Source organism: Streptomyces antibioticus, assembly GCF_002019855.1.
Classification (GTDB): domain Bacteria; phylum Actinomycetota; class Actinomycetes; order Streptomycetales; family Streptomycetaceae; genus Streptomyces; species Streptomyces antibioticus_B.
In genome coordinates, this window is sequence record NZ_CM007717.1 from 5,135,510 (window position 1) to 5,159,162 (window position 23,653).

32 protein-coding genes are annotated in these 23,653 nt (G+C 67.7%); 30 read left to right on the plus strand and 2 right to left on the minus strand.

Translation table 11 applies throughout. The features are described 5' to 3' along the window. Positions 1 to 12: 12 nt before the first annotated feature. Positions 13 to 1,308, minus strand: coding sequence for a putative hexosyltransferase (locus AFM16_RS23370; protein WP_030788324.1), 1,296 nt, complete (start codon positions 1,306 to 1,308; stop codon positions 13 to 15). 189 nt (positions 1,309 to 1,497) lie between these two features. Between AFM16_RS23370 and AFM16_RS23375 the strand changes: the two genes are divergently transcribed. The 7 genes from AFM16_RS23375 to AFM16_RS40140 all read left to right on the plus strand — a co-directional run bounded on the left by AFM16_RS23375 (position 1,498) and on the right by AFM16_RS40140 (position 8,504). Further along, positions 1,498 to 2,472 (plus strand): glycosyltransferase family 2 protein, encoded by a 975-nt coding sequence (locus AFM16_RS23375; RefSeq protein WP_051780537.1) that lies wholly within the window; start codon positions 1,498 to 1,500, stop codon positions 2,470 to 2,472. A gap of 253 nt (positions 2,473 to 2,725) precedes the next feature. Beyond that, complete coding sequence (gene rpsL, locus AFM16_RS23380) at positions 2,726 to 3,097, plus strand: 30S ribosomal protein S12 (RefSeq protein WP_003948652.1); 372 nt, start codon at positions 2,726 to 2,728, stop codon at positions 3,095 to 3,097. A 3-nt stretch (positions 3,098 to 3,100) separates the two neighbouring features. After that, entirely contained in the window at positions 3,101 to 3,571 is a 471-nt protein-coding gene (rpsG, locus tag AFM16_RS23385) for a 30S ribosomal protein S7 (protein ID WP_030788318.1), read from the plus strand. 39 nt (positions 3,572 to 3,610) lie between these two features. Beyond that, positions 3,611 to 5,737 carry an elongation factor G gene (fusA, locus tag AFM16_RS23390; RefSeq protein ID WP_030788316.1) on the plus strand — a complete coding sequence of 709 codons (2,127 nt, stop codon included), beginning with the start codon at positions 3,611 to 3,613 and terminating at the stop codon, positions 5,735 to 5,737. Positions 5,738 to 5,893: 156 nt separating this feature from the next. Continuing rightward, entirely contained in the window at positions 5,894 to 7,087 is a 1,194-nt protein-coding gene (gene tuf, locus AFM16_RS23395; protein WP_030788313.1) for an elongation factor Tu, read from the plus strand. Between the two features lie 185 nt (positions 7,088 to 7,272). After that, positions 7,273 to 8,196, plus strand: coding sequence for a hypothetical protein (locus AFM16_RS23400; protein ID WP_030788310.1), 924 nt, complete (start codon positions 7,273 to 7,275; stop codon positions 8,194 to 8,196). 173 nt (positions 8,197 to 8,369) lie between these two features. Further along, the gene (locus AFM16_RS40140) at positions 8,370 to 8,504 is read left to right on the plus strand and encodes a hypothetical protein (RefSeq protein ID WP_256861343.1); all 135 of its coding nucleotides are present in this window, start codon (positions 8,370 to 8,372) and stop codon (positions 8,502 to 8,504) included. 7 nt (positions 8,505 to 8,511) lie between these two features. On the opposite strand, the gene AFM16_RS23410 is transcribed toward AFM16_RS40140, so the two are convergent. Then, positions 8,512 to 8,862 (minus strand): hypothetical protein, encoded by a 351-nt coding sequence (locus AFM16_RS23410; RefSeq protein ID WP_078634522.1) that lies wholly within the window; start codon positions 8,860 to 8,862, stop codon positions 8,512 to 8,514. A 127-nt stretch (positions 8,863 to 8,989) separates the two neighbouring features. Between AFM16_RS23410 and AFM16_RS23415 the strand changes: the two genes are divergently transcribed. The 23 genes from AFM16_RS23415 to rplR all read left to right on the plus strand — a co-directional run bounded on the left by AFM16_RS23415 (position 8,990) and on the right by rplR (position 23,617). After that, a complete protein-coding gene (locus AFM16_RS23415; RefSeq protein ID WP_078634523.1) occupies positions 8,990 to 9,415 on the plus strand; it encodes a hypothetical protein in 426 nt (141 codons plus the stop codon). Between the two features lie 81 nt (positions 9,416 to 9,496). Further along, positions 9,497 to 11,770, plus strand: coding sequence for a hypothetical protein (locus tag AFM16_RS23420; RefSeq protein WP_245177775.1), 2,274 nt, complete (start codon positions 9,497 to 9,499; stop codon positions 11,768 to 11,770). Positions 11,771 to 11,790: 20 nt separating this feature from the next. Then, positions 11,791 to 12,786 (plus strand): hypothetical protein, encoded by a 996-nt coding sequence (locus tag AFM16_RS23425; RefSeq protein ID WP_030788296.1) that lies wholly within the window; start codon positions 11,791 to 11,793, stop codon positions 12,784 to 12,786. A gap of 129 nt (positions 12,787 to 12,915) precedes the next feature. After that, positions 12,916 to 14,274: an NADP-specific glutamate dehydrogenase gene (gene gdhA / locus AFM16_RS23430; RefSeq protein WP_078634524.1), complete on the plus strand. Its 1,359-nt coding sequence runs from the start codon at positions 12,916 to 12,918 to the stop codon at positions 14,272 to 14,274. Between the two features lie 103 nt (positions 14,275 to 14,377). After that, on the plus strand, positions 14,378 to 14,710 hold the full coding sequence (locus AFM16_RS23435; RefSeq protein ID WP_078634525.1) for a cupin domain-containing protein: 333 nt from the start codon (positions 14,378 to 14,380) through the stop codon (positions 14,708 to 14,710). A 431-nt stretch (positions 14,711 to 15,141) separates the two neighbouring features. Then, positions 15,142 to 15,450 (plus strand): 30S ribosomal protein S10, encoded by a 309-nt coding sequence (gene rpsJ / locus AFM16_RS23440; protein WP_003948644.1) that lies wholly within the window; start codon positions 15,142 to 15,144, stop codon positions 15,448 to 15,450. Between the two features lie 17 nt (positions 15,451 to 15,467). Next, a complete protein-coding gene (rplC, locus tag AFM16_RS23445; protein ID WP_007384065.1) occupies positions 15,468 to 16,112 on the plus strand; it encodes a 50S ribosomal protein L3 in 645 nt (214 codons plus the stop codon). 8 nt (positions 16,113 to 16,120) lie between these two features. After that, positions 16,121 to 16,774: a 50S ribosomal protein L4 gene (rplD, locus tag AFM16_RS23450; protein ID WP_030788285.1), complete on the plus strand. Its 654-nt coding sequence runs from the start codon at positions 16,121 to 16,123 to the stop codon at positions 16,772 to 16,774. Then, the gene (rplW, locus tag AFM16_RS23455; RefSeq protein WP_030788283.1) at positions 16,774 to 17,193 is read left to right on the plus strand and encodes a 50S ribosomal protein L23; all 420 of its coding nucleotides are present in this window, start codon (positions 16,774 to 16,776) and stop codon (positions 17,191 to 17,193) included. The genes rplD and rplW overlap by 1 nt, the downstream gene beginning before the upstream one ends. 38 nt (positions 17,194 to 17,231) lie before the next feature. Next, the gene (gene rplB / locus AFM16_RS23460) at positions 17,232 to 18,068 is read left to right on the plus strand and encodes a 50S ribosomal protein L2 (protein ID WP_030788280.1); all 837 of its coding nucleotides are present in this window, start codon (positions 17,232 to 17,234) and stop codon (positions 18,066 to 18,068) included. A gap of 12 nt (positions 18,069 to 18,080) precedes the next feature. Continuing rightward, on the plus strand, positions 18,081 to 18,362 hold the full coding sequence (rpsS, locus tag AFM16_RS23465; RefSeq protein WP_030788278.1) for a 30S ribosomal protein S19: 282 nt from the start codon (positions 18,081 to 18,083) through the stop codon (positions 18,360 to 18,362). 42 nt (positions 18,363 to 18,404) lie between these two features. After that, on the plus strand, positions 18,405 to 18,752 hold the full coding sequence (gene rplV, locus AFM16_RS23470) for a 50S ribosomal protein L22 (RefSeq protein WP_006130776.1): 348 nt from the start codon (positions 18,405 to 18,407) through the stop codon (positions 18,750 to 18,752). After that, positions 18,752 to 19,579 carry a 30S ribosomal protein S3 gene (gene rpsC / locus AFM16_RS23475; RefSeq protein ID WP_030788273.1) on the plus strand — a complete coding sequence of 276 codons (828 nt, stop codon included), beginning with the start codon at positions 18,752 to 18,754 and terminating at the stop codon, positions 19,577 to 19,579. The genes rplV and rpsC overlap by 1 nt, the downstream gene beginning before the upstream one ends. A gap of 5 nt (positions 19,580 to 19,584) precedes the next feature. After that, positions 19,585 to 20,004: a 50S ribosomal protein L16 gene (gene rplP / locus AFM16_RS23480; RefSeq protein WP_030788270.1), complete on the plus strand. Its 420-nt coding sequence runs from the start codon at positions 19,585 to 19,587 to the stop codon at positions 20,002 to 20,004. Continuing rightward, a complete protein-coding gene (gene rpmC / locus AFM16_RS23485) occupies positions 20,004 to 20,228 on the plus strand; it encodes a 50S ribosomal protein L29 (protein ID WP_003998824.1) in 225 nt (74 codons plus the stop codon). The genes rplP and rpmC overlap by 1 nt, the downstream gene beginning before the upstream one ends. Further along, positions 20,228 to 20,512, plus strand: coding sequence for a 30S ribosomal protein S17 (gene rpsQ / locus AFM16_RS23490; protein WP_014674375.1), 285 nt, complete (start codon positions 20,228 to 20,230; stop codon positions 20,510 to 20,512). The genes rpmC and rpsQ overlap by 1 nt, the downstream gene beginning before the upstream one ends. 100 nt (positions 20,513 to 20,612) lie before the next feature. Next, positions 20,613 to 20,981: a 50S ribosomal protein L14 gene (gene rplN, locus AFM16_RS23495; protein WP_003998823.1), complete on the plus strand. Its 369-nt coding sequence runs from the start codon at positions 20,613 to 20,615 to the stop codon at positions 20,979 to 20,981. 2 nt (positions 20,982 to 20,983) lie between these two features. Beyond that, complete coding sequence (gene rplX, locus AFM16_RS23500; RefSeq protein ID WP_030039760.1) at positions 20,984 to 21,307, plus strand: 50S ribosomal protein L24; 324 nt, start codon at positions 20,984 to 20,986, stop codon at positions 21,305 to 21,307. Further along, a complete protein-coding gene (gene rplE / locus AFM16_RS23505) occupies positions 21,307 to 21,864 on the plus strand; it encodes a 50S ribosomal protein L5 (RefSeq protein ID WP_030788262.1) in 558 nt (185 codons plus the stop codon). The genes rplX and rplE overlap by 1 nt, the downstream gene beginning before the upstream one ends. A gap of 5 nt (positions 21,865 to 21,869) precedes the next feature. Continuing rightward, a complete protein-coding gene (locus tag AFM16_RS23510; protein WP_030890724.1) occupies positions 21,870 to 22,055 on the plus strand; it encodes a type Z 30S ribosomal protein S14 in 186 nt (61 codons plus the stop codon). A 213-nt stretch (positions 22,056 to 22,268) separates the two neighbouring features. Then, positions 22,269 to 22,667 (plus strand): 30S ribosomal protein S8, encoded by a 399-nt coding sequence (gene rpsH, locus AFM16_RS23520; protein ID WP_030788259.1) that lies wholly within the window; start codon positions 22,269 to 22,271, stop codon positions 22,665 to 22,667. 23 nt (positions 22,668 to 22,690) lie between these two features. Further along, positions 22,691 to 23,230 (plus strand): 50S ribosomal protein L6, encoded by a 540-nt coding sequence (gene rplF, locus AFM16_RS23525; RefSeq protein WP_030788255.1) that lies wholly within the window; start codon positions 22,691 to 22,693, stop codon positions 23,228 to 23,230. 3 nt (positions 23,231 to 23,233) lie between these two features. After that, positions 23,234 to 23,617 (plus strand): 50S ribosomal protein L18, encoded by a 384-nt coding sequence (gene rplR, locus AFM16_RS23530; protein WP_030788252.1) that lies wholly within the window; start codon positions 23,234 to 23,236, stop codon positions 23,615 to 23,617. Positions 23,618 to 23,653 lie beyond the last annotated feature (36 nt).

Below are 23,653 nucleotides of genomic sequence, written 5' to 3' on the forward strand. Positions count from 1 at the left end.
GGGCAGGCGGCTCTACGGAATGCCGAGTTCGAAGATCACGTAGTGCGCGTACCAGCCGGAGGCCAGTGCCGCGGTCGTGAAGAACACGGTGAGGCTCGGCCACTTCAGCCGGCCGAGGGCCGCCGCGGGGGCCAGCAGCAGGGGGAACGCGGGCAGCAGATAGCGCCCGGTGTTGCCGAACATCTGCTGGGTCCCCAGCACCGTCACGATCGACGCCAGGGTGTACGCGACCAGCACCAGCGGGGGCTTCTTGCGCAGCATCAGCGCGATCAGGAACGGCAGCGCCAGCACGATCTGTACGGCGATCAGGTCGGGCGTGGAGAAGGCGAACAGATAGTCGTTGTGACCGACCGCGATGTTGCCCAGCACGTCCAGCGTGTACGCGCCGTAGTCGAAGTAGTGCGCCCAGCCCTCGCGCTGGAGCGTGAAGTACGCGGTGAGGTCGCCCATGGCGAGCCCGACCCAGGTCACGTAGGTGAGCAGGCCGAGCGGCGCCGCGATCATCGCGTACACGGGTCCCGCCACGCCGTGTTCGCGCCGCGTCTCCCTGCGGGCCAGCGTCACGATCGCGGCGAGCCCCACGGCGCCGATGAGCGCGGCGGACGTCGGCCGGTTGAGCCCGGCGAGGAAGGCGAGCAGCCCCGCCGCCACCCACCGGCGCTTCATCACGCAGTAGCAGCACCAGGCGGCGATCGCCACGAACAGCGACTCCGAGTAGACCGCCCACTCCACGCCCGCCCCGGGCACCACCGCCCACAGCCCGGCCGCGATCGTCCCGGCCCGGACCCCGGCGAGCGTCGAGACGACGGCGTAGATGCCGGCGGCGGCCACGAAGGACGCCAGGACCGAGATCAGGATCCCGGAGCCGAACAGCCCGAGACCGGTGATCTCCGACACGCCCCGGATCAGCCCCGGATACAGCGGGAAGAACGCGACCGAGTCCTGTTTGACCGTGAAAAGACCACCGGGACCGAGGGGCTGCAGCGGCTTGGGGTCGTAGCCCTTCTCCGCGACCTGGAGGTACCACCAGCCGTCCCAGGTGCCGAGGACGTCCCACCAGTGCGCGCCGCCGCCGAAGCGCGGCTCCTTCTTGTGGAAGTCGTCGGCCCACTCCAGCAACCAGGCGAAAACGGCGAGCCCTACGAGCTTCGTCACACCGTAGAGGAGCAGGGGGGCGCGGTACGGTCGTAGACCTTCCGGAATCGCGAGACGGCGGAACACCGGCGGCCGCTTCTGCTGCCCGCCGGTGGGGCCGGCCTCGTCGGGCGGGGGCGAGTCCGTCGCCGTGTCGCTGCGGGCCGTGCTCATGGCTGGGGTCCCCCCTCGGACGACGGGCCGGCGTGCGGGGACGGAGCCGAACCGCTGCCCGGATGGTCGTGAAGTGTGGTCATAAGATCGCAACAGAGTCGCACATGTGCGCATCAGCTTGGGGGAGGACGGGTGCCCGAAGCGCCGAACACCGTGGCGGCGGCGACCGTCTTGTCGGTCGTCATACCGATGTACGACGAGGAAGAGGTCCTGCCCGCCCTGGTCACCAGGCTGCGCCCGGCCCTCGACGGCCTCGGTGCCGCCTACGAGGTGATCGCCGTCGACGACGGCAGCACCGACCGCACCGCCGAGCTGCTCGCCGCGTTCCGGCTGGGCTGGCCCGAGCTGCGGATCATCGGCCTGCGCCGCAACTCCGGCCACCAGGCCGCCCTCACCGCCGGACTGGACCGCGCGCGGGGCGCCTATGTGGTCAGCATCGACGCCGACCTCCAGGACCCGCCCGAGAAGATCCCCGAGATGCTGGAGCTGGCCCGCAGGAACGAGCTGGACATCGTCTACGGCATCCGGGCCGACCGGGCCAGCGACACCGGCTTCAAGCGGTGGACGGCCGGCCTGTACTACCGGCTGGTGCGCCGCCTCGCGGGGCCGTCGGTGCCCGCGCAGGCCGGTGACTTCCGGCTGCTCAGCAGGGCCGCCGTGGACGCCCTGAAGGCGCTGCCGGACCAGCAGCGGGTCTACCGGCTCCTGGTGCCCTGGCTGGGCTTCCCCAGCGGCGAGGTGACGTACGAGCGCGCCCCGCGCCCGGCCGGCCGGAGCAAGTATCCGCTCGGCCGGATGATCCGGCTCGCCGTGGACAGCGTCACCGGGTTCTCGGCGGCGCCGCTGCGGGTGGCGACCTGGCTGGGCGGCTTCGCCTTCCTGGTCTGCCTGGGGCTGATGGTCTACACGCTGAGCGCGCACGCCTTCGATCACACGGTCCCCGGCTGGACCTCCCTGTTCACCGGGGTGCTGTTCATCGGGGCGGTCCAGCTCGTCTGTGTGGGGCTGCTCGGCGAGTACGTCGGCCGCATCTACACGGCGGTGCAGAACCGGCCGACGTATTTCGTGGGCCATGACACTTTCGTGGGCCATGACACGGCCGAAGAGCGTCCCGAGGGGGCCACGACCCCGGTATCACAAGGGCGGTCGGGCTCCCGAACGTGACCGCGGTGTGTCGGGAGCACTGCCTTTGTTTTGACCGGAGTGGTTGCGCTGGGTACGCTCAGACCTTGTGCCTGGGGTGTGCCCTGGCCCTCGTGCGTGCCTTCCCACCGCACCGGGGCCGCGTGCGGCCACCGCAATCTGCGCCTCTTTCTGCCTCGCGGCGGAAGTCCGCGGGATTCGACACACCCGACCGCGTGGGTCGGAGATGTTCCAGGTTAGCTGTACACATCGGCACACAGAAACCGGAGAAGTAGTGCCTACGATCCAGCAGCTGGTCCGTAAGGGCCGGCAGGACAAGGTCGAGAAGAACAAGACGCCCGCACTCGAGGGTTCCCCTCAGCGTCGTGGCGTCTGCACGCGTGTGTTCACGACCACCCCGAAGAAGCCGAACTCGGCCCTGCGTAAGGTCGCGCGTGTGCGTCTGACCAGCGGCATCGAGGTCACCGCTTACATTCCGGGTGAGGGACACAACCTGCAGGAGCACTCCATCGTGCTCGTGCGCGGCGGCCGTGTGAAGGACCTGCCGGGTGTTCGCTACAAGATCATCCGCGGCTCCCTCGACACCCAGGGTGTCAAGAACCGCAAGCAGGCCCGCAGCCGCTACGGCGCCAAGAAGGAGAAGTAAGAAATGCCTCGTAAGGGCCCTGCCCCGAAGCGCCCGGTCATCATCGACCCGGTCTACGGTTCTCCTCTTGTCACCTCGCTCATCAACAAGGTGCTGCTGAACGGCAAGCGCTCCACCGCCGAGCGCATCGTCTACGGCGCCATGGAGGGCCTGCGCGAGAAGACCGGCAACGACCCGGTCATCACGCTGAAGCGCGCTCTCGAGAACATCAAGCCGACCATCGAGGTCAAGTCCCGCCGTGTCGGTGGCGCGACCTACCAGGTCCCGGTCGAGGTCAAGCCCGGCCGCGCCAGCACGCTCGCGCTGCGCTGGCTCGTCGGTTACTCCCGCGCCCGTCGCGAGAAGACCATGACCGAGCGCCTGCTCAACGAGCTTCTCGACGCGTCCAACGGCCTGGGTGCCGCTGTGAAGAAGCGCGAGGACACGCACAAGATGGCCGAGTCCAACAAGGCCTTCGCGCACTACCGCTGGTAGTCGCTACCCACATCGAGACCGAGAGAAGACTGAAGCCTTATGGCTACCACTTCACTTGACCTGGCCAAGGTCCGCAACATCGGGATCATGGCCCACATCGACGCGGGCAAGACGACCACCACCGAGCGGATCCTGTTCTACACCGGTGTGTCTTACAAGATCGGTGAGGTCCACGACGGCGCTGCCACCATGGACTGGATGGAGCAGGAGCAGGAGCGTGGCATCACGATCACGTCTGCTGCCACCACCTGTCACTGGCCGCTCGCCGACGTCGATCACACGATCAACATCATCGACACCCCGGGTCACGTCGACTTCACCGTCGAGGTGGAGCGTTCCCTGCGTGTGCTCGACGGTGCCGTGACGGTGTTCGACGGCGTGGCCGGCGTCGAGCCCCAGTCCGAGACCGTGTGGCGTCAGGCGGACCGCTACGGCGTCCCGCGCATCTGCTTCGTCAACAAGCTGGACCGCACCGGCGCCGAGTTCCACCGCTGCGTCGACATGATCAGCGACCGTCTGGGTGCCCAGCCGCTCGTCATGCAGCTCCCGATCGGTGCCGAGGCGGACTTCAAGGGTGTCGTCGACCTCGTCACCATGAAGGCGTTCGTCTGGTCCGCCGAGGCGACCAAGGGCGAGATGTACGACATCGTCGACATCCCGGACACCCACACCGAGGCTGCCGAGGAGTACCGCGGCAAGCTCATCGAGGCCGTGGCCGAGAACGACGAAGAGATCATGGAGCTGTACCTGGAGGGCGAGGAGCCTTCCGTGGAGCAGCTGTACGCCGCGATCCGTCGCATCACCATCGCGTCCGGCAAGTCCAAGGACACCACGGTCACCCCGGTGTTCTGCGGTACCGCGTTCAAGAACAAGGGTGTTCAGCCCCTGCTCGACGCGGTCGTGCGCTACCTCCCCTCCCCGCTCGACGTCGAGGCCATCGAGGGCCACGCCGTCAACAACGCGGAGGAGGTCGTCAAGCGCAAGCCGTCCGAGGATGAGCCGCTGTCGGCGCTCGCGTTCAAGATCATGAGCGACCCGCACCTCGGCAAGCTCACCTTCGTCCGGGTCTACTCGGGCCGCCTGGAGTCCGGCACCGCCGTGCTGAACTCCGTCAAGGGCAAGAAGGAGCGCATCGGCAAGATCTACCGCATGCACGCGAACAAGCGTGAGGAGATCGACGCGGTGGGCGCCGGCGACATCGTCGCCGTCATGGGCCTGAAGCAGACCACCACCGGTGAGACGCTGTGCGACGACAAGGCCCCGGTGATCCTGGAGTCCATGGACTTCCCGGCGCCGGTGATCCAGGTCGCCATCGAGCCCAAGTCCAAGGGCGACCAGGAGAAGCTGGGCATCGCGATCCAGCGCCTGGCCGAGGAGGACCCGTCCTTCCAGGTCCACTCGGACGAGGAGACCGGCCAGACCATCATCGGTGGCATGGGCGAGCTGCACCTCGAGGTGCTGGTCGACCGTATGCGCCGTGAGTTCAAGGTCGAGGCCAACGTCGGCAAGCCGCAGGTCGCGTACCGCGAGACCATCCGCAAGGCGGTCGACCGGGTCGACTACACGCACAAGAAGCAGACCGGTGGTACCGGTCAGTTCGCGAAGGTGCAGATCGCGATCGAGCCCATCGAGGGCGGCGACGCGTCGTACGAGTTCGTGAACAAGGTGACCGGTGGCCGTATCCCGAAGGAGTACATCCCTTCGGTGGACGCCGGTGCGCAGGAGGCCATGCAGTTCGGCATCCTCGCCGGTTACGAGATGACCGGCGTGCGCGTCACCCTGCTCGACGGTGGCTACCACGAGGTCGACTCCTCCGAGCTCGCGTTCAAGATCGCCGGTTCGCAGGCCTTCAAGGAGGCCGCGCGCAAGGCTTCTCCCGTGCTCCTCGAGCCGATGATGGCCGTCGAGGTCACCACGCCCGAGGACTACATGGGTGAGGTCATCGGCGACATCAACTCCCGCCGTGGCCAGATCCAGGCCATGGAGGAGCGGGCCGGTGCCCGCGTCGTCAAGGGCCTGGTGCCCCTGTCGGAGATGTTCGGCTACGTCGGCGACCTCCGCAGCAAGACGTCGGGTCGCGCAAGCTACTCGATGCAGTTCGACTCCTACGCCGAGGTTCCGCGGAACGTCGCCGAGGAGATCATCGCGAAGGCCAAGGGCGAGTAACGCACCGCGCTACGACGCTTTAGGCTTGACCCTGGAGCCTCACGGGTCGTTCCTCCGCATTCGTGGCGGAACGACCCCGGGCCCGGGACCCAACAGCAAAGATCACCTGGCGCCGACGATCCAAGGCGTACAGAACCACTCCACAGGAGGACCCCAGTGGCGAAGGCGAAGTTCGAGCGGACTAAGCCGCACGTCAACATCGGCACCATCGGTCACATCGACCACGGTAAGACGACCCTCACGGCCGCCATTACCAAGGTGCTGCACGACGCGTACCCGGACCTGAACGAGGCCACCGCGTTCGACAACATCGACAAGGCGCCCGAGGAGCGTCAGCGCGGTATCACCATCTCCATCGCGCACGTCGAGTACCAGACGGAGACCCGTCACTACGCGCACGTCGACTGCCCGGGTCACGCGGACTACATCAAGAACATGATCACCGGTGCCGCGCAGATGGACGGCGCGATCCTCGTGGTCGCCGCCACCGACGGCCCGATGCCGCAGACCAAGGAGCACGTGCTCCTGGCCCGCCAGGTCGGCGTTCCGTACATCGTCGTCGCCCTGAACAAGGCCGACATGGTGGACGACGAGGAGATCCTGGAGCTCGTCGAGCTCGAGGTCCGTGAGCTCCTCTCCGAGTACGAGTTCCCGGGCGACGACCTGCCGGTCGTCCGCGTCTCCGCGCTGAAGGCCCTCGAGGGCGACGCGCAGTGGACCCAGTCCGTGCTCGACCTCATGAACGCTGTCGACACCTCCATCCCGGAGCCCGAGCGTGACGTCGACAAGCCGTTCCTGATGCCGATCGAGGACGTCTTCACGATCACCGGTCGTGGCACCGTCGTCACCGGTCGTATCGAGCGTGGTGTCCTGAAGGTCAACGAGACCGTCGACATCATCGGCATCAAGACCGAGAAGACCACCACCACGGTCACCGGCATCGAGATGTTCCGCAAGCTGCTCGACGAGGGCCAGGCCGGTGAGAACGTCGGTCTGCTGCTCCGTGGCATCAAGCGCGAGGACGTCGAGCGCGGCCAGGTCATCATCAAGCCCGGTTCGGTCACCCCGCACACCGAGTTCGAGGCCCAGGCCTACATCCTGTCGAAGGACGAGGGTGGCCGTCACACCCCCTTCTTCAACAACTACCGTCCGCAGTTCTACTTCCGTACGACGGACGTGACCGGCGTCGTGACCCTCCCCGAGGGCACCGAGATGGTCATGCCGGGTGACAACACCGAGATGAAGGTGGAGCTCATCCAGCCCGTCGCCATGGAAGAGGGCCTGAAGTTCGCCATCCGCGAGGGTGGCCGCACGGTCGGCGCCGGCCAGGTCATCAAGATCAACAAGTGATCTCGCTGATGTGACCGGTTGCTCCAGCTTGGGCTGAAGCACCTTGGGAGGGCCCGTACAACCTCGGTTGTACGGGCCCTTTCGCTGTACCGGGCGGCAACTCCACTGCCGGAGACGTCACCCGGTCGAGGGAAAGGTGGGGCAAATGCGGGTGGCACATGACGTTTCATCCCTAGCTTTGCCTCATGGTCAGCTCATCCCATGAGGCCCTGCACCGGATCTTCCAGAAGGACCCGGGCCTCTTCGCCCGCGCCGCCAGAAACCTCGGCGTCGCCTTTCCCCCTCCCGTCTCCGCCACGGAACTCTCCACCGACCTCACGGAGACCCAGCCGCTGGAACGCCGGGTGGACACGCTGCTGCGGATGGACACCGAGGACGGGAGTTTCCTCCTGGCCGTCGAGTCGCAGGGAGAACCGGACCCGCGCAAGCCCGCGAGCTGGGCGTACTACCTTTCGTACGTGTACGCCAAGTACCGCGTTCCGCCGGTGCTCCTCGTCGTCTGCGCGGACCGGGGGACGGCCGAGTGGGCAGCCCGGCAGGTCGACATCGGCCCACGGCAGTGGCCCGCGCTCACCTTGCGCCCCCTCGTTCTGGGGCCCGACGACGTACCGGTGATCGACAGCCCGGACGAAGCCGCTCGCGACATCCCGCTCACGGTCCTGTCCGCGGCGCTGCACCGTCGTGACCCGTACGCCGATGCCATACTGAACGCGCTGGCCAAGGCACTCAAGGACCTCTCGGCCGACGACGAGAGCACCGCAGGCACCTACATCGAACTCATGGAACAAGGCCTCGGCAAGACGCCGGCCGCGGAAATCTGGAGGCATCTCATGGCCGTCGACCTGTCCTTCTTCCAGTCGGAGACTGCGCAGAAGCTTCGTGCGGAGGGCAGGGAGGAGGGTCGCGAGGAGGGGCTGGTCGAGAGCCGGGCGAAGGACATCCTTATTCTGCTTGCCCATCGGGGCGTCGAGGTCACCGAGGCGGACCGGGAGCGGATCGTCGGCTGCGACGACCTCGACGTGCTGGGGCGGTGGTTCACGAAGGCCATCACCGCCACGTCGACGGCGGAGGTCCTGGCGTCGACCGGGGAGTCCGGGACTGCGGACTGAGGGGCGGGTGCGGCATGACGGCGGCTGCGGAGTCGACCACTGACGAGTGGCTGGGGGCCTTGCGGGCGCATGCGAAGGTGTCGTCGGCGACGCGGCGGAGGTAGTGCTTCGCGGTCGTCGTGGCGCGCGTCCCCGCGGCCATGTCGGTCCGTATCACGCCGGAAGGCGGTTCCGTGAATCCCGTCGGGCTGAGCAGGACTCGCTGGTCCGCGCTGTCGCGGTACGTCGAGACCCGTCGGCTGTTCGTGCTGTTCAGCGTCGACAACGAGGCCGCGCACCTGACCAGGGCGGGGGACCCCCGCCGCTGACGGAGTCTCAGGCGCTCGTGGACGATTCCGCGCCGTCCCGCTCGGTCGTCTCGGCGGGGGACAGGCGGTTCAGGAGCTTGGCGTAGACCGTGGTCGCCGCTGCCGTGATCGTCGCGAGGAGGGTCACGGACAGGATGCTCAGGAGGGCCGGCCACTGGCGGAGGGCTTCGTCGCGGCACTGTTCGGAGGGGTCGGGGTCGATGAGGGGGCCTCGGCAGAGGGCGTCGGGGCCGTGGTCGGCCAGGAGCAGGAAGCTGAAGAGGCCCCAGAGCGCCAGGGCCAGGAAGGTCCAGGCGACCGACCACTTGTCCATCCGTGAGGCGGCTGAGGCGTCGTCACGGGGCTCGGTGGCTGTCATGGTCCGGTCTCCTTCGGTCGTGGTTTCCTTTTGAAATGTACGCGGTCCGAAGATCTTTCCAGAAGCGGGCGGACGCGCTTGCTAACCTGACGCGTGTATGTCAACCGAGGGCGCGGGGGAGTCCGTCATGACGCAATCGGCAGGAGAGCAGGGCCCCCTCGGGGTGCAGATCGACCATGTGCCGTCGGAACCGGGAGGGTCGGGGACCCCCGGCCTTTGGCAGCCGAACCTGGTGTCGACCCCCGCTCAGAAGAAAGCCGCCGCCCAGGCCATCGAGGACCACATCGAGCCGGACACGAGCAAGGCCGGCGACCACGCGGACGACGAGACCGGCAAGGCCGTCACGGCGTTCGCCCCGAAGGACGGCGACGGCTGGGTCACCTCCACCTCGCTCAAGTCGGCGCACAAGACCTGGGGTGACCAGGTCAAGAACCTGATGAACCGGCTCGCCTCGGAGAAGGCCGCGCTGCGCAGCACCGGACTGCTGTTCCAGACCACGGACTTCGGCATCGGGACCGGCCTGCGCCAGACCTCACCGCTCGACGGGTACTGACAGGGCCGTAGCGCCCGCCGCTCCGATCAAGCCGTACGCCATCACGCATCACGGGGACCCATGCCGACGTACAACGAGATCATGACGACCGACCTGTCCACGCTCACCGCGGCCGCCGAACGCTGGGACGGCATGGCGGGGGAGTTCCTCAAGCAGGAGACGGCGTACCGGCGGGACGTGTACGGCATCAGCATGGGCCAGACCTGGCTCGGGCTGAGCGCGAACGCCGCCGGCAAGCGTTTCGACGTCACGCTCAAGGAGTTCCAGAACGCCCAGGTCGAGGCCAAGGCCATCGCCTCGCTGCTGCGCGACGCGCACGCCCAGTTCGTGGATCTGCGCGGAAAGCTGGAGACGGCCCGCAAGGAGGCCGTCGAGGCGGGGATGCGCGTGTCCGACCAGGGCATCGTCACCTTCGACACCTCGCAGTTGGGCGCGGGTGAGCTGAACGCCTACCGCCACGACCCGGATTACCAGCAGAGCGTGCGGAAAAGCGTCAGTTCCTGGCAGCAGCGCGTCGACCACCTGGTGCAGGCCGTGAACGACGCCGACGACGGCGTCAAGGTCGCCTTCGACGCCGTCGTCGTCGACTCGGACATCACCGACGGCACCGTCAACGGCTTCAACGGCAAGGCCCAGGGCGACATCGAGAAGTACGAGGCGCAGAAGGCCGACGACATAGCCGGCCGGCTCGCCAAGGGCGAGAAGGTCTCCGACGCCGATCTGGCCGAACTCCGGCGCGCGTTCCGGGACAACGCCGGGGACGACGTGTTCAACAAGACGTTCCTCAGCGGACTCGGCCCCGACGCGACCATCAAGTTCACCAATGAGCTGAACGACCTCGCCTACGACTCCGACAAGAGCCGCAAGAGCGTCTACCTCGACCTCCAGGGCGGACTCGCCAACACCGTCGCCGCGGCGACCCAGGTGCCGGGCTCGGTCGCCGACATGCCGCCCGGATCGCAGAAGTTCAAGGACTGGCTCGCCAGCGACGACGGCGCCTTCTACCGCCAGTGGACGCAGGGCCTGGAGAAGGCCGGCACCAAGAACTTCGGGTCCAACACCAACCCGCTGTACGGCTACCAGTCGTTCGTGAGCCTGATGCAGCACAGCGACACCAAGTACGACGACCAGTTCCTCTACCAGATGGGCGACGACCTCATCGCGGCGGAGAAGAAGCACCCCGGCATCTTCACGGAGTGGGGCCCCGGCCACGACGGGATCCGCGCCGACGCCATCGACGGGCTCCTCGGTGTGATGAGCCGTAACCCGGACGCCGCCACCGCCTTCTTCGACCCGGCGGGCAACGGCGCCGGCGCCGACCACGTCGGCAACGACCATCTGCACTATCTGGCCGGCAGCGGCGACGGCACCCGCGAGTGGCCCAAGCACGTGATCACCGGCATCTCGGTCATGGAGTTGGACGACCCGCTGCACAAGGCCGGTCTGGGCGCCGCGCTGGAGGCCGCCACGACCGGCCACCCGCCGCTGGCGGCCGGTCAGGACCCGTGGCCCGAGACCAAGCACACCGACGCCCAGGCCCGGGTGATGCACGCGGTCATCACCGAACTGGCGCCCTCCGCCGGCACCGACGGGGTGGCCGCGAACATGCGGCAGCCGCTGGCCAACGCGCTTGCCGCGTACACGGACGACACCCACGAGATCCTCGGCGGCATGGACGCCGACTACGTGCGGGCGGCGACCGGGGAAGGCACCTTCCGGGACGGCGACACCACGCATGTGGCGGTGACCCAGAAGGACCTGGTCCAGTTCATGCGGGGACTCTCCGAGGACCCGGACGCCTACGCCACCCTGCACAAGGCGGAGTCCCGGTACATCGACGTCGAGATGCGCGGCATCCCGGAGGGGGCCACCGACTTCGAGCGGTCCGCGCCGCTGAGCAAGGCGGGCGCCACCCTCGGGGCGTACTCGGCCATCCGCGAGGACGTGATCAACGACGAGCGCATGGCCGGATACAGCGAGGCCGACTGGAAGTCGAAGATCGCTTATCACATCATCGGCGGCGCGGTGACCCCGCTGGCCATCCCCACGGCGGGCGGCTCCATCGTCGTGGGCGACGCCCTCCAGCGCGGGGTGGACACCTGGGCCTGGCAGTGGGGCAACTCGATGAAGGCCGAGGCGGACGTCACGGCCAACGCCGGCATCGCCGACGAGTACCTCAACGCCCACAACCAGATGGTCACCATGGTCGACACCTGGGCCTCCGACCGTACGGACATCGACACCTCGACCGACAAGGGCAAGGCCCAGCTCCAGGTGCTCACCGACGACATCCTGAACGGCCACGACCGCGGGTCGAGCACGGCCCAGAAGTACCTGACGGACACCACCAACTGACCAGCGCAGCGAGGAAGAACATGCCCGAGACACCGCCGCCGACCGACCGGCGTCCGCGCCGCCGTGCCGCGCTGATCGCCGCCGTCGCCTGTGTGGCGGTCGCCGGGGGCATCGGGGCGTGGTTCCTCGTCGGATCCGGCGGGGACGCGGAGGGCTGCGCCGACTTGCTGAAGGACAAGCGGATCCAGAAGGCGCTGGGCGAGGACCACGCGGCCGTCACGGACTGCGCCGAGCTGGGTACGGCGATCCGCGAGGCCACCGTGGGGTCGGTACCGGGGGAGCACTCGCTGCGCCAGGCGCAGGCCATGAAGGACGTCCTCGTCGCCGTCGGGAACGGCCTGGACGACAAGGGCGGGCGCCTCGACCCGGAGCTGAGCGTGCCGCTCGCCGTGGCCCTGGCCGACTACGCGGCGGACACCGACAAGCTGCTCGGCATCGGGGACGCCGACCACGTGTCCCACGCCGTGCCCTCGGAGCCGGCCTGGGAGGACGCCGACGGTGTCCACATGTCCGTACTGAGACTCGAACTACTTCGTACGATACGGGCGTTGTCGCAGGAGCCCGCCGCGTACACAGCGCTGCGGGACGCGGCGACCCGGTACGCCGCCGAGGGGCTCGCCGCGGTGCGGCCCGGCACCACCGGCGCCGAACTGACCGTGCCCCCCGCCCGCAACTCCCGCACCCTGGGCACCCTGGACGGCGTGCGCGCCGACGTCCTGCGCGACCTCGGCGCGAAGGAGGCGGACCGCTGGCAGGACGAGGTCCTGGCGGGGCTGACCAAGGACGCCACCGAGCCGCCGTCGTACACGAAGGACCCCGTCGGCCACCTCGTCGCCACCTGGCAGCAGACCCTGCGCGCGAAGGGCGCGGACGCCCTGGAGGACCAGAGCGCCGACCTGACCGCCACCTGGGGCACGGCCCTGGGGCTGGACGCGTCCGTGCGGGACGACCTGCGAAAGGACGCCTCCGACAGCTCTTTCAACGAGCGAAAGGACACGCTCGACCAGCTCGACTGAGAGGTCCCACCCCGGGTCTCAGATGCCGGACGATCACGCAGCCCCCTGGCCTTCCGGTTTACACAGGAGTAACACCGGAAAGTCGGCCGCCTCAGGCAACCATCCACGAGGTCGGCGGAAAGGGACCCTGTGGCCACTCGACCCGACCCCAAGACCTCGCTCGACCGGCTGCGCGCCGAGGTGGAGCGCCGCAACCCCGCGGAGCCCGAGTTCCACCAGGCCGCCCGCGAGGTGCTGCACACCCTCTCGCCGGTGCTCGCGGCCCGGCCCGAGTACGCGGAGCCGGGGCTCGTCGAGCGGCTCGTCGAACCGGAGCGGCAGATCGTCTTCCGGGTGTCGTGGCAGGACGACGCCGGCCGGATCCACGTCAACCGGGGCTTCCGGATCGAGTTCAACAGCGCCCTCGGCCCGTACAAGGGCGGCCTGCGCTTCCACCCGAGCGTCAACCTCGGCATCGTGAAGTTCCTGGGCTTCGAGCAGATCTTCAAGAACGCGCTGACCGGGCTCGGCATAGGCGGCGGCAAGGGCGGCAGCGACTTCGATCCGCAGGGCCGCAGCGACGCCGAGGTGATGCGCTTCTGCCAGGCATTCATGACGGAGCTGTACCGGCACATCGGCGAGTACACCGACGTCCCGGCCGGTGACATCGGCGTCGGCGCCCGCGAGATCGGCTATCTGTTCGGTCAGTACCGGAGGATCACCAACCGCTGGGAGGGCGGCGTGCTGACCGGCAAGAGCGCCGGCTGGGGCGGCTCGCTGATCCGGCCGGAGGCCACCGGATACGGCAACGTGCTCTTCACGGAGGCCATGCTGCGCGCCCGCGGCGAGGACCTGGAGGGCCTGACCGCGGTCGTCTCCGGCTCCGGCAACGTCGCGATCCACACCATCCGCAAGCTGGCCGCCCTCGGCGCCAACCCGGTGACCTGCTCCGACTCCGGTGGATACGTCGTCGACGAGAAGGGCATCGACGTCGACCTGCTGCGCCAGGTCAAGGAGGTCGAGCGCGGCCGGGTGAGCACGTACGCGGAGCGCCGGGGCGCCTCGGCCCGGTTCGTGCCCGGGGGCCGGGTGTGGGAGGTCCCGGCGGACGTCGCCCTGCCGTCGGCCACCCAGAACGAGCTGAACGCGAGTGACGCCGCGACCCTCGTCCGCAACGGCGTGAAGGCCGTCTCCGAGGGCGCGAACATGCCGACCACGCCCGAGGCCGTCGATCTGCTCCGGCAGGCCGGCGTCGCCTTCGGCCCCGGCAAGGCGGCCAACGCCGGCGGAGTCGCGGTGAGCGCGCTGGAGATGACCCAGAACGCGTCCCGTACGACGTGGAAGGCCGACCACGTCGAGCAGGAGCTGGCCCGGATCATGACCGACATCCACATCACGTGCGCGGAGACCGCCGAGCGCTACGGCGCCCCGGGCGACTACGTGACCGGCGCGAACATCGCGGGCTTCGAGCGGGTGGCCGACGCGATGCTGGCCCAGGGCGTCATCTGAGGACCGGACGCGGGGGCGGACGCCGGGCGGGCCGTCGGAGAACCGACAGGCGCTACCCCACATGGCCCTGTCACCGCACGGCGTCCGTGGGAAGACTTGACCCATGCAGAAGCTCTCCCTCGACGCCCTGGCCCGGGAACACCTCGAACGCGCTGCCGCCGCCTCCACGGGCCGCAGTGCGAGCACCGTGTACGGCGGTCATGAACACGTGCTGCGTCAGACCCTGCTCGCCCTGACCGCCGGCACCTCCCTCGCCGACCATGAGAACCCGGGGGAGGCGACCCTGCTGGTCCTGCGTGGCCGGGTGCGTCTGACCAGCGGCGACACCGCCTGGGAGGGAAGGAGCGGTGACCTGATCACCGTGCCTGACGCCCGGCACGGGCTCGAGGCGCTGGAGGACTCGGCGGTCCTGCTGACGGTCGCCAAGACCGGCTGACCGGCGGGGCGGCGTGCGAGGGTTTGACCTTCGTCACGCTCGGGGTATTCTCTCCGGCTCGATTGGCGGAGGCGCTGCCCCGTATGGCAGACTAGCGGGGTTGCTCGGTCGAGTGTTGATGCTGTGCGCCTCCCGCCGGGAGGACCGGAAGCGAGTCCCACAGTACTCGTCGCCCTAACTGCCAGATGGCAGCGCTGGGGCGGACGTACGGGAATCTTTCGGGAAGCGCGGTGCGGCACCGGCCAGGCGCCCGGTGGGCCTTTCGTCCCCGGCTTGCGGTTCCGGTAGGGCCGTGTGCATTCCCGCAGGGGTGTTCGAACAAGGGACATCTTTGTCAGCGGGAGCGCGACACGCCCGACCGCGTGGGTCGGAGAACGAAGCGGGAACACCAGGCTTCAGAGCGTACGAAGAGACAGGACTACTGAGTAGCCATGGCGGGACAGAAGATCCGCATCCGGCTCAAGGCCTACGACCACGAGGTCATCGACTCCTCGGCGAAGAAGATCGTCGAGACGGTGACGCGTACTGGTGCGTCGGTCGCGGGCCCGGTGCCGCTGCCCACTGAGAAGAACGTGTACTGCGTCATCAAGTCGCCGCACAAGTACAAGGACTCGCGCGAGCACTTCGAGATGCGCACGCACAAGCGCCTGATCGACATCCTCGACCCCACCCCCAAGACCGTTGACTCTCTGATGCGACTCGACCTCCCGGCCGGTGTCGACATCGAGATCAAGCTCTGAGGGTCGGTGAGCTGAGAATGGCAAAGCAGATCAAGGGCATCCTGGGCGAGAAGCTCGGCATGACGCAGGTGTGGGACGAGAACAACCGTGTTGTTCCGGTCACCGTCGTCAAGGCCGGCCCCAACGTCGTGACCCAGGTTCGTACGAACGACGCCGACGGCTACGAGTCCGTCCAGATCGCGTTCGGCGAGATCGACCCGCGCAAGGTGAACAAGCCCCTCAAGGGCCACTTCGCGAAGGCCGACGTCACCCCCCGTCGCCACCTCGTCGAGATCCGCACCGCGGACGCCTCCGAGTACACGCTCGGCCAGGAGATCACCGCTGAGGTGTTCGAGGCCGGCATCAAGGTCGACGTGACCGGCAAGAGCAAGGGCAAGGGCTTCGCCGGTGTCATGAAGCGTCACAACTTCAAGGGCCTCGGCGCCGGTCACGGCACCCAGCGCAAGCACCGCTCCCCCGGCTCCATCGGTGGCTGCGCCACCCCGGGCCGTGTGTTCAAGGGCCTCCGTATGGCGGGTCGCATGGGCAACGAGCGGGTCACCACCCAGAACCTGACCGTCCACGCCGTTGACGCGGAGAAGGGTCTGCTGCTCATCAAGGGCGCTGTCCCCGGTCCGAACGGCGGCCTCGTCCTGGTCCGCACCGCGGCCAAGGGGGCCTGAGGTAACCGATGAGCACTGTTGACATCCTTTCGCCTGCCGGCGAGAAGACCGGTAGCGTCGAGCTCCCCGCGGAGATCTTCGGCGTGGAGAAGGTCAGCATCCCGCTGATCCACCAGGTCGTCGTCGCGCAGAACGCGGCTGCCCGTCAGGGCACGCACAAGACGAAGACCCGTGGCGAGGTCCGTGGTGGTGGCAAGAAGCCTTACCGCCAGAAGGGCACCGGCCGCGCCCGTCAGGGCTCGACCCGCGCGCCGCAGTTCGCCGGTGGTGGCGTCGTGCACGGTCCCGTGCCGCGCGACTACTCGCAGCGGACCCCCAAGAAGATGAAGGCTGCCGCCCTGCGTCACGCCCTCACCGACCGGGCCCGCCACAACCGCATCCACGTCGTCACCGGCGTGGTCGACGGCGAGATCTCCACCAAGGCCGCGAAGTCGCTGTTCGGCAAGATCAGCGAGCGCAAGAACCTGCTGCTCGTCGTCGAGCGCAGCGACGAGGCCGCGTGGCTCTCCGCCCGCAACCTGCCCCAGGTGCACATCCTGGAGCCGGGCCAGCTGAACACGTACGACGTGATCGTCTCGGACGACGTGGTCTTCACCCAGGCCGCTCTCGAGTCCTTCGTCGCAGGCCCGAAGGCCAACGACTCCGAAGGGACTGAGGTCTGATGGCCGTCCGTCACCCCTCCATCGCCGCGAAGGCCGCGAAGGCCGCCAAGGCCGCGCGCGTCGCCAAGGCGAAGCGCCACGCCACCGAGGGCAAGAACACCGTCGTCACCGCGCCCAGCAAGGCGTACACGGACCCCCGTGACGTGCTGCTGAAGCCGGTCGTGTCGGAGAAGAGCTACGCGCTCCTCGACGAGAACAAGTACACGTTCATCGTCGACCCGAACGCCAACAAGACCCAGATCAAGCAGGCCGTCCAGTCGGTCTTCTCGGTCAAGGTCACCGGGGTCAACACGATCAACCGCCAGGGCAAGCGCAAGCGGACCCGCACGGGCTTCGGCCAGCGCGCCGCCACCAAGCGCGCGATCGTGACCCTCGCCGAGGGCGACCGTATCGACATCTTCGGCGGTCCGACCGCGTAAGCGGGTCGGATCGTCCGATATCGGACGAGGACTGAGAAATGGGAATCCGCAAGTACAAGCCGACTACGCCGGGCCGCCGTGGCTCCAGCGTCGCCGACTTCGTCGAGGTCACGCGGTCCACGCCGGAGAAGTCGCTGGTCCGTCCCCTGCACAGCAAGGGCGGCCGTAACAATTCCGGTCGTGTGACCGTTCGCCACCAGGGTGGCGGACACAAGCGCGCCTACCGCGTGATCGACTTCCGTCGTCACGACAAGGACGGCGTGCCGGCGAAGGTCGCGCACATCGAGTACGACCCCAACCGCACCGCGCGCATCGCGCTGCTGCACTACGCGGACGGCGAGAAGCGCTACATCCTCGCCCCGCGCAACCTCCAGCAGGGCGACCGCGTCGAGAACGGTCCCGGGGCCGACATCAAGCCGGGCAACAACCTGGCGCTCCGCAACATCCCGGTCGGTACCACGATCCACGCGATCGAGCTCCGTCCCGGTGGCGGCGCCAAGTTCGCCCGCTCCGCCGGTGCCTCCGTGCAGCTGCTCGCGAAGGAGGGCTCGATGGCCCACCTCCGCATGCCCTCCGGCGAGATCCGCCTGGTCGACCAGCGCTGCCGCGCCACGGTCGGCGAGGTCGGCAACGCCGAGCAGAGCAACATCAACTGGGGCAAGGCCGGCCGTAAGCGCTGGCTGGGCGTGCGCCCGACCGTCCGTGGTGTCGCGATGAACCCGGTCGACCACCCGCACGGTGGTGGTGAGGGCAAGACCTCCGGTGGTCGCCACCCGGTCTCCCCGTGGGGTCAGAAGGAGGGTCGTACTCGTTCGCCGAAGAAGGCTTCGAACAAGTACATCGTCCGCCGCCGCAAGACGAACAAGAAGCGCTAGGAGCGGGTTCAGATGCCGCGCAGTCTCAAGAAGGGACCCTTCGTCGACGGCCACCTCGTGAAGAAGGTGGACGCCCAGAACGAAGCCGGTACCAAGAACGTCATCAAGACCTGGTCCCGTCGCTCGATGATCATCCCCAGCATGCTGGGCCACACGATCGCGGTGCACAACGGCAAGACCCACATTCCGGTGTTTGTCACCGAGTCGATGGTCGGCCACAAGCTCGGCGAGTTCTCGCCGACGCGCACCTTCCGGGGTCACGTCAAGGACGACCGGAAGTCGAAGCGCCGCTAACAGCGGGGTGGAATGACCATGACAGACACTGGAAGGACAACCATGGAAGCCAGGGCCCAGGCGCGGTACATCCGCGTCACGCCCATGAAGGCCCGCCGCGTGGTGGACCTTATCCGTGGCATGGATGCCACGGAGGCTCAGGCGGTCCTGCGTTTCGCCCCGCAGGCCGCGAGCGTGCCGGTCGGCAAGGTGCTGGACAGCGCCATTGCCAACGCCGCGCACAACTACGACCACACCGATGTCGACAGCCTCTTCATCTCCGAGGCGTACGTCGATGAGGGCCCGACCCTGAAGCGGTTCCGTCCGCGTGCCCAGGGCCGTGCCTACCGGATCCGCAAGCGGACCAGCCACATCACCGTGGTCGTCAGCAGCAAGGAAGGAACCCGGTAATGGGCCAGAAGGTTAACCCGCATGGGTTCCGGCTCGGCATCACCACCGACTTCAAGTCGCGTTGGTACGCCGACAAGTCGTACAAGGAATACGTCAAGGAAGACGTCGCCATCCGTCGGATGATGACGTCCGGCATGGAGCGCGCCGGCATCTCGAAGGTGGAGATCGAGCGCACCCGTGACCGTGTCCGCGTCGACATCCACACCGCGCGTCCGGGCATCGTCATCGGCCGCCGCGGCGCCGAGGCCGACCGTATCCGCGGCGACCTGGAGAAGCTGACCAAGAAGCAGGTCCAGCTCAACATCCTCGAGGTCAAGAACCCGGAGACGGACGCTCAGCTCGTGGCCCAGGCCGTCGCCGAGCAGCTCTCCTCCCGCGTCTCCTTCCGTCGGGCCATGCGCAAGAGCATGCAGTCCGCCATGAAGGCCGGCGCCAAGGGCATCAAGATCCAGTGCGGTGGCCGCCTCGGTGGCGCCGAGATGTCCCGCTCGGAGTTCTACCGCGAGGGCCGTGTGCCCCTGCACACGCTCCGCGCGAACGTGGACTACGGCTTCTTCGAGGCCAAGACGACCTTCGGCCGTATCGGTGTGAAGGTCTGGATCTACAAGGGCGACGTCAAGAACATCGCCGAGGTCCGCGCCGAGAACGCCGCTGCCCGCGCCGGCAACCGCCCGGCCCGTGGCGGCGCCGACCGCCCGGCCCGTGGTGGCCGCGGTGGCGAGCGTGGCGGTCGCGGTCGTAAGCCGCAGCAGGCTCCGGCTGCCGAGGCCCCCAAGGCCGAGGCTCCCGCCGCCGCTCCGGCTGAGAGCACCGGAACGGAGGCCTGACCGACATGCTGATCCCCCGTAGGGTCAAGCACCGCAAGCAGCACCACCCGAAGCGTCGCGGTGAGGCCAAGGGCGGTACGACGGTCGCGTTCGGCGAGTACGGCATCCAGGCCCTCACGCCGGCGTACGTGACCAACCGCCAGATCGAGGCGGCCCGTATCGCGATGACCCGCCACATCAAGCGTGGCGGCAAGGTCTGGATCAACATCTACCCGGACCGTCCGCTGACGAAGAAGCCTGCCGAGACCCGCATGGGTTCCGGTAAGGGTTCTCCGGAGTGGTGGATCGCGAACGTGCACCCGGGCCGGGTCATGTTCGAGCTGTCCTACCCCAACGAGAAGATCGCCCGTGAGGCCCTGACTCGCGCCGCTCACAAGCTGCCGATGAAGTGCCGGATCGTCAAGCGCGAGGCAGGTGAAGCGTGATGTCGGCCGGTACCAAGGCGTCCGAGCTGCGCGAACTGGGTGACGAGGAGCTTCTCGCGAAGCTCCGCGAAGCCAAGGAAGAGCTGTTCAACCTCCGCTTCCAGGCGGCGACGGGTCAGCTCGAGAACCACGGTCGGCTCAAGGCCGTCCGCAAGGACATCGCGCGGATCTACACCCTGATGCGTGAGCGCGAGCTGGGCATCGAGACGGTGGAGAGCGCCTGATGAGCGAGAGCAACGTGACTGAGAACACTGAGGCGCGCGGTTTCCGCAAGACCCGTGAGGGTCTCGTCGTCAGCGACAAGATGGACAAGACCGTCGTCGTCGCCGTCGAGGACCGCGTCAAGCACGCGCTGTACGGCAAGGTCATCCGCCGTACCAACAAGCTCAAGGCGCACGACGAGCAGAACGCCGCGGGTGTCGGCGACCGTGTCCTCCTGATGGAGACCCGGCCGCTGTCCGCCACGAAGCGGTGGCGCGTCGTCGAGATCCTCGAGAAGGCCAAGTAAGTCTCCTGCGAGGCATCCCCCGCAGGACAGTTCCGCCAGGCTCCGGGAGCCGCTCCGCTGAGCGGCTCCCGGGGAACCGGCAGACAAACAGGAGATAGACGTGATCCAGCAGGAGTCGCGACTGCGTGTCGCCGACAACACTGGTGCGAAGGAAATCCTTTGCATCCGTGTGCTCGGTGGCTCCGGTCGCCGCTACGCGGGCATCGGTGACGTCATCGTCGCCACCGTCAAGGACGCGATCCCCGGTGGCAACGTGAAGAAGGGTGACGTCGTCAAGGCGGTCATCGTTCGCACCGTCAAGGAGCGCCGCCGTCCGGACGGCTCGTACATCCGCTTCGACGAGAACGCCGCCGTCATTCTGAAGAACGACGGCGACCCTCGCGGCACCCGTATCTTCGGCCCGGTCGGCCGTGAGCTGCGCGAGAAGAAGTTCATGAAGATCATCTCGCTCGCGCCGGAGGTGCTGTAAGCATGAAGATCAAGAAGGGCGACCTGGTCCAGGTCATCACCGGTAAGGACAAGGGCAAGCAGGGCAAGGTCATCGCGGCCTTCCCCCGCGAGGACCGCGTCCTGGTCGAGGGTGTCAACCGGGTCAAGAAGCACACCAAGGCCGGCCCGACCGCCAAGGGTTCGCAGGCCGGCGGCATCGTGACCACCGAGGCCCCGATCCACGTGAGCAACGTTCAGCTCGTCGTGGAGAAGGACGGCAACAAGGTCGTCACGCGTGTCGGTTACCGCTTCGACGACGAGGGCAACAAGATCCGCGTTGCCAAGCGGACGGGTGAGGACATCTGATGGCTACCACCACGACTCCGCGTCTCAAGACGAAGTACCGCGAGGAGATCGCGGGCAAGCTGCGTGAGGAGTTCTCCTACGAGAACGTCATGCAGATCCCCGGCCTCGTCAAGATCGTGGTCAACATGGGTGTGGGCGACGCCGCCCGCGACTCCAAGCTGATCGAGGGCGCCATCCGCGACCTCACCACGATCACCGGTCAGAAGCCGGCCGTCACCAAGGCCCGCAAGTCCATCGCGCAGTTCAAGCTGCGTGAGGGTCAGCCGATCGGTGCCCACGTCACCCTCCGTGGCGACCGCATGTGGGAGTTCCTGGACCGCACCCTGTCGCTCGCGCTCCCGCGCATCCGCGACTTCCGTGGTCTGTCCCCCAAGCAGTTCGACGGCCGTGGCAACTACACCTTCGGTCTCACGGAGCAGGTCATGTTCCACGAGATCGACCAGGACAAGATCGACCGTGTCCGGGGTATGGACATCACCGTGGTCACCACGGCGACCAACGACGCTGAGGGCCGCGCGCTCCTTCGTCACCTCGGCTTCCCCTTCAAGGAGGCGTGAGCGAGATGGCGAAGAAGGCTCTGATCGCTAAGGCTGCTCGCAAGCCGAAGTTCGCTGTGCGTGCGTACAACCGTTGCCAGCGCTGCGGCCGTCCGCACTCCGTGTACCGCAAGTTCGGCCTCTGCCGTGTGTGCCTTCGTGAGATGGCTCACCGTGGCGAGCTGCCGGGCGTGACCAAGAGCTCCTGGTAAATCCCTATTTAGGGGTTCCGGAGGCTCTCGGTAAGCAATGGGCGTGTCAGGTGCCCACCTCTTCATGGCTTAGGCTTGGAGGGTTGGGCGCCTGACAGTCGCCCGTACGACTTACTACGCCGTAGGTCCACCGCGCCGCACCCGTCCCGTCTCGGATCGGGGAGAGGGATGGCGCACCAGGAAACCCCGGCGAGAGAGGCCACAGGCCAATTCATGACCATGACTGATCCGATCGCAGACATGCTGACGCGTCTGCGGAACGCGAACTCGGCGTACCACGACTCTGTGACGATGCCGGCGTCCAAGATCAAGTCGCACATCGCGGAGATCCTCCAGCAGGAGGGCTTCATCACGGGCTGGAAGGTCGAGGACGCCGAGGTCGGCAAGAACCTCACCCTCGAGCTGAAGTTCGGCCCGAACCGTGAGCGCTCCATCGCGGGCATCAAGCGGATCTCCAAGCCCGGTCTCCGGGTGTACGCGAAGTCCACCTCCCTGCCGAAGGTGCTGGGCGGCCTCGGCGTGGCGATCATCTCCACGTCGCACGGTCTCCTCACCGACAAGCAGGCCGGCAAGAAGGGCGTAGGCGGAGAAGTTCTCGCCTACGTCTGGTAGCGGAAGGGAACGGAGAGACAGCTATGTCGCGCATTGGCAAGCTCCCCATCACGGTTCCCGCCGGCGTGGACGTCACCATCGACGGCCAGACGGTGTCGGTCAAGGGCCCCAAGGGCTCGCTGACCCACACGATCGTCTCGCCGATCGCGATCGCCAAGGGTGAGGACGGCGTCCTGAACGTCACCCGCCCCAACGACGAGCGTCAGAGCAAGGCCCTGCACGGCCTGTCCCGCACGCTGGTGGCGAACATGATCACCGGCGTGACCCAGGGTTACGTGAAGAAGCTCGAGATCAGTGGTGTCGGTTACCGCGTGACCGCGAAGGGCTCGAACCTCGAGTTCGCGCTCGGTTACAGCCACCCGATCACCGTCGAGGCCCCCGAGGGCATCACCTTCAAGGTGGAGGCCCCCACCCGGTTCTCGGTCGAGGGCATCGACAAGCAGAAGGTCGGCGAGGTTGCGGCCAACATCCGCAAGCTGCGCAAGCCCGACCCGTACAAGGCCAAGGGCGTCAAGTACGAGGGCGAAGTCATCCGCCGCAAGGTCGGAAAGGCGGGTAAGTAAGCCATGGCATACGGGCAGAAGATCCTCAAGGGCGACGCTTACAAGCGTGCCGCGATCAAGCGTCGCCACATCCGGATCCGTAAGCACATCTCGGGTACGGCCGAGCGTCCGCGCCTCGTCGTGACGCGCTCGAACCGCCACATCGTCGCCCAGGTCATCGACGACATCAAGGGTCACACCCTGGCGTCGGCGTCCACCCTGGACAGCACGATCCGCGGTGGCGAGGGCGACAAGTCCGCGCAGGCCAAGTCGGTCGGCGCCCTGGTCGCCGAGCGCGCCAAGGCCGCCGGTGTCGAGGCAGTCGTGTTCGACCGTGGTGGCAACCAGTACGCCGGGCGCATCGCCGCCCTGGCGGACGCCGCCCGCGAGGCCGGGCTCAAGTTCTGAGCCCTGGTTCCGTAGCTAGCGGAGACAGAGAGAGGT

What these genes read in the sequence shown, in the direction of transcription:
- AFM16_RS23370 (WP_030788324.1), bottom strand. Translation starts at nt 1,308, where the DNA reads ATGAGCACGGCCCGCAGCGACACGGCGACGGACTCGCCCCCGCCCGAC.
- AFM16_RS23375 (WP_051780537.1), top strand. Translation starts at nt 1,498, where the DNA reads ATGTACGACGAGGAAGAGGTCCTGCCCGCCCTGGTCACCAGGCTGCGC.
- rpsG (WP_030788318.1), top strand. Translation starts at nt 3,101, where the DNA reads ATGCCTCGTAAGGGCCCTGCCCCGAAGCGCCCGGTCATCATCGACCCG.
- fusA (WP_030788316.1), top strand. Translation starts at nt 3,611, where the DNA reads ATGGCTACCACTTCACTTGACCTGGCCAAGGTCCGCAACATCGGGATC.
- AFM16_RS23400 (WP_030788310.1), top strand. Translation starts at nt 7,273, where the DNA reads ATGGTCAGCTCATCCCATGAGGCCCTGCACCGGATCTTCCAGAAGGAC.
- AFM16_RS23410 (WP_078634522.1), bottom strand. Translation starts at nt 8,862, where the DNA reads ATGACAGCCACCGAGCCCCGTGACGACGCCTCAGCCGCCTCACGGATG.
- AFM16_RS23415 (WP_078634523.1), top strand. Translation starts at nt 8,990, where the DNA reads ATGACGCAATCGGCAGGAGAGCAGGGCCCCCTCGGGGTGCAGATCGAC.
- AFM16_RS23420 (WP_245177775.1), top strand. Translation starts at nt 9,497, where the DNA reads ATGACGACCGACCTGTCCACGCTCACCGCGGCCGCCGAACGCTGGGAC.
- AFM16_RS23425 (WP_030788296.1), top strand. Translation starts at nt 11,791, where the DNA reads ATGCCCGAGACACCGCCGCCGACCGACCGGCGTCCGCGCCGCCGTGCC.
- AFM16_RS23435 (WP_078634525.1), top strand. Translation starts at nt 14,378, where the DNA reads ATGCAGAAGCTCTCCCTCGACGCCCTGGCCCGGGAACACCTCGAACGC.
- rpsJ (WP_003948644.1), top strand. Translation starts at nt 15,142, where the DNA reads ATGGCGGGACAGAAGATCCGCATCCGGCTCAAGGCCTACGACCACGAG.
- rplC (WP_007384065.1), top strand. Translation starts at nt 15,468, where the DNA reads ATGGCAAAGCAGATCAAGGGCATCCTGGGCGAGAAGCTCGGCATGACG.
- rplD (WP_030788285.1), top strand. Translation starts at nt 16,121, where the DNA reads ATGAGCACTGTTGACATCCTTTCGCCTGCCGGCGAGAAGACCGGTAGC.
- rplW (WP_030788283.1), top strand. Translation starts at nt 16,774, where the DNA reads ATGGCCGTCCGTCACCCCTCCATCGCCGCGAAGGCCGCGAAGGCCGCC.
- rplB (WP_030788280.1), top strand. Translation starts at nt 17,232, where the DNA reads ATGGGAATCCGCAAGTACAAGCCGACTACGCCGGGCCGCCGTGGCTCC.
- rpsS (WP_030788278.1), top strand. Translation starts at nt 18,081, where the DNA reads ATGCCGCGCAGTCTCAAGAAGGGACCCTTCGTCGACGGCCACCTCGTG.
- rplV (WP_006130776.1), top strand. Translation starts at nt 18,405, where the DNA reads ATGGAAGCCAGGGCCCAGGCGCGGTACATCCGCGTCACGCCCATGAAG.
- rpsC (WP_030788273.1), top strand. Translation starts at nt 18,752, where the DNA reads ATGGGCCAGAAGGTTAACCCGCATGGGTTCCGGCTCGGCATCACCACC.
- rplP (WP_030788270.1), top strand. Translation starts at nt 19,585, where the DNA reads ATGCTGATCCCCCGTAGGGTCAAGCACCGCAAGCAGCACCACCCGAAG.
- rpmC (WP_003998824.1), top strand. Translation starts at nt 20,004, where the DNA reads ATGTCGGCCGGTACCAAGGCGTCCGAGCTGCGCGAACTGGGTGACGAG.
- rpsQ (WP_014674375.1), top strand. Translation starts at nt 20,228, where the DNA reads ATGAGCGAGAGCAACGTGACTGAGAACACTGAGGCGCGCGGTTTCCGC.
- rplX (WP_030039760.1), top strand. Translation starts at nt 20,984, where the DNA reads ATGAAGATCAAGAAGGGCGACCTGGTCCAGGTCATCACCGGTAAGGAC.
- rplE (WP_030788262.1), top strand. Translation starts at nt 21,307, where the DNA reads ATGGCTACCACCACGACTCCGCGTCTCAAGACGAAGTACCGCGAGGAG.
- AFM16_RS23510 (WP_030890724.1), top strand. Translation starts at nt 21,870, where the DNA reads ATGGCGAAGAAGGCTCTGATCGCTAAGGCTGCTCGCAAGCCGAAGTTC.
- rpsH (WP_030788259.1), top strand. Translation starts at nt 22,269, where the DNA reads ATGACCATGACTGATCCGATCGCAGACATGCTGACGCGTCTGCGGAAC.
- rplF (WP_030788255.1), top strand. Translation starts at nt 22,691, where the DNA reads ATGTCGCGCATTGGCAAGCTCCCCATCACGGTTCCCGCCGGCGTGGAC.
- rplR (WP_030788252.1), top strand. Translation starts at nt 23,234, where the DNA reads ATGGCATACGGGCAGAAGATCCTCAAGGGCGACGCTTACAAGCGTGCC.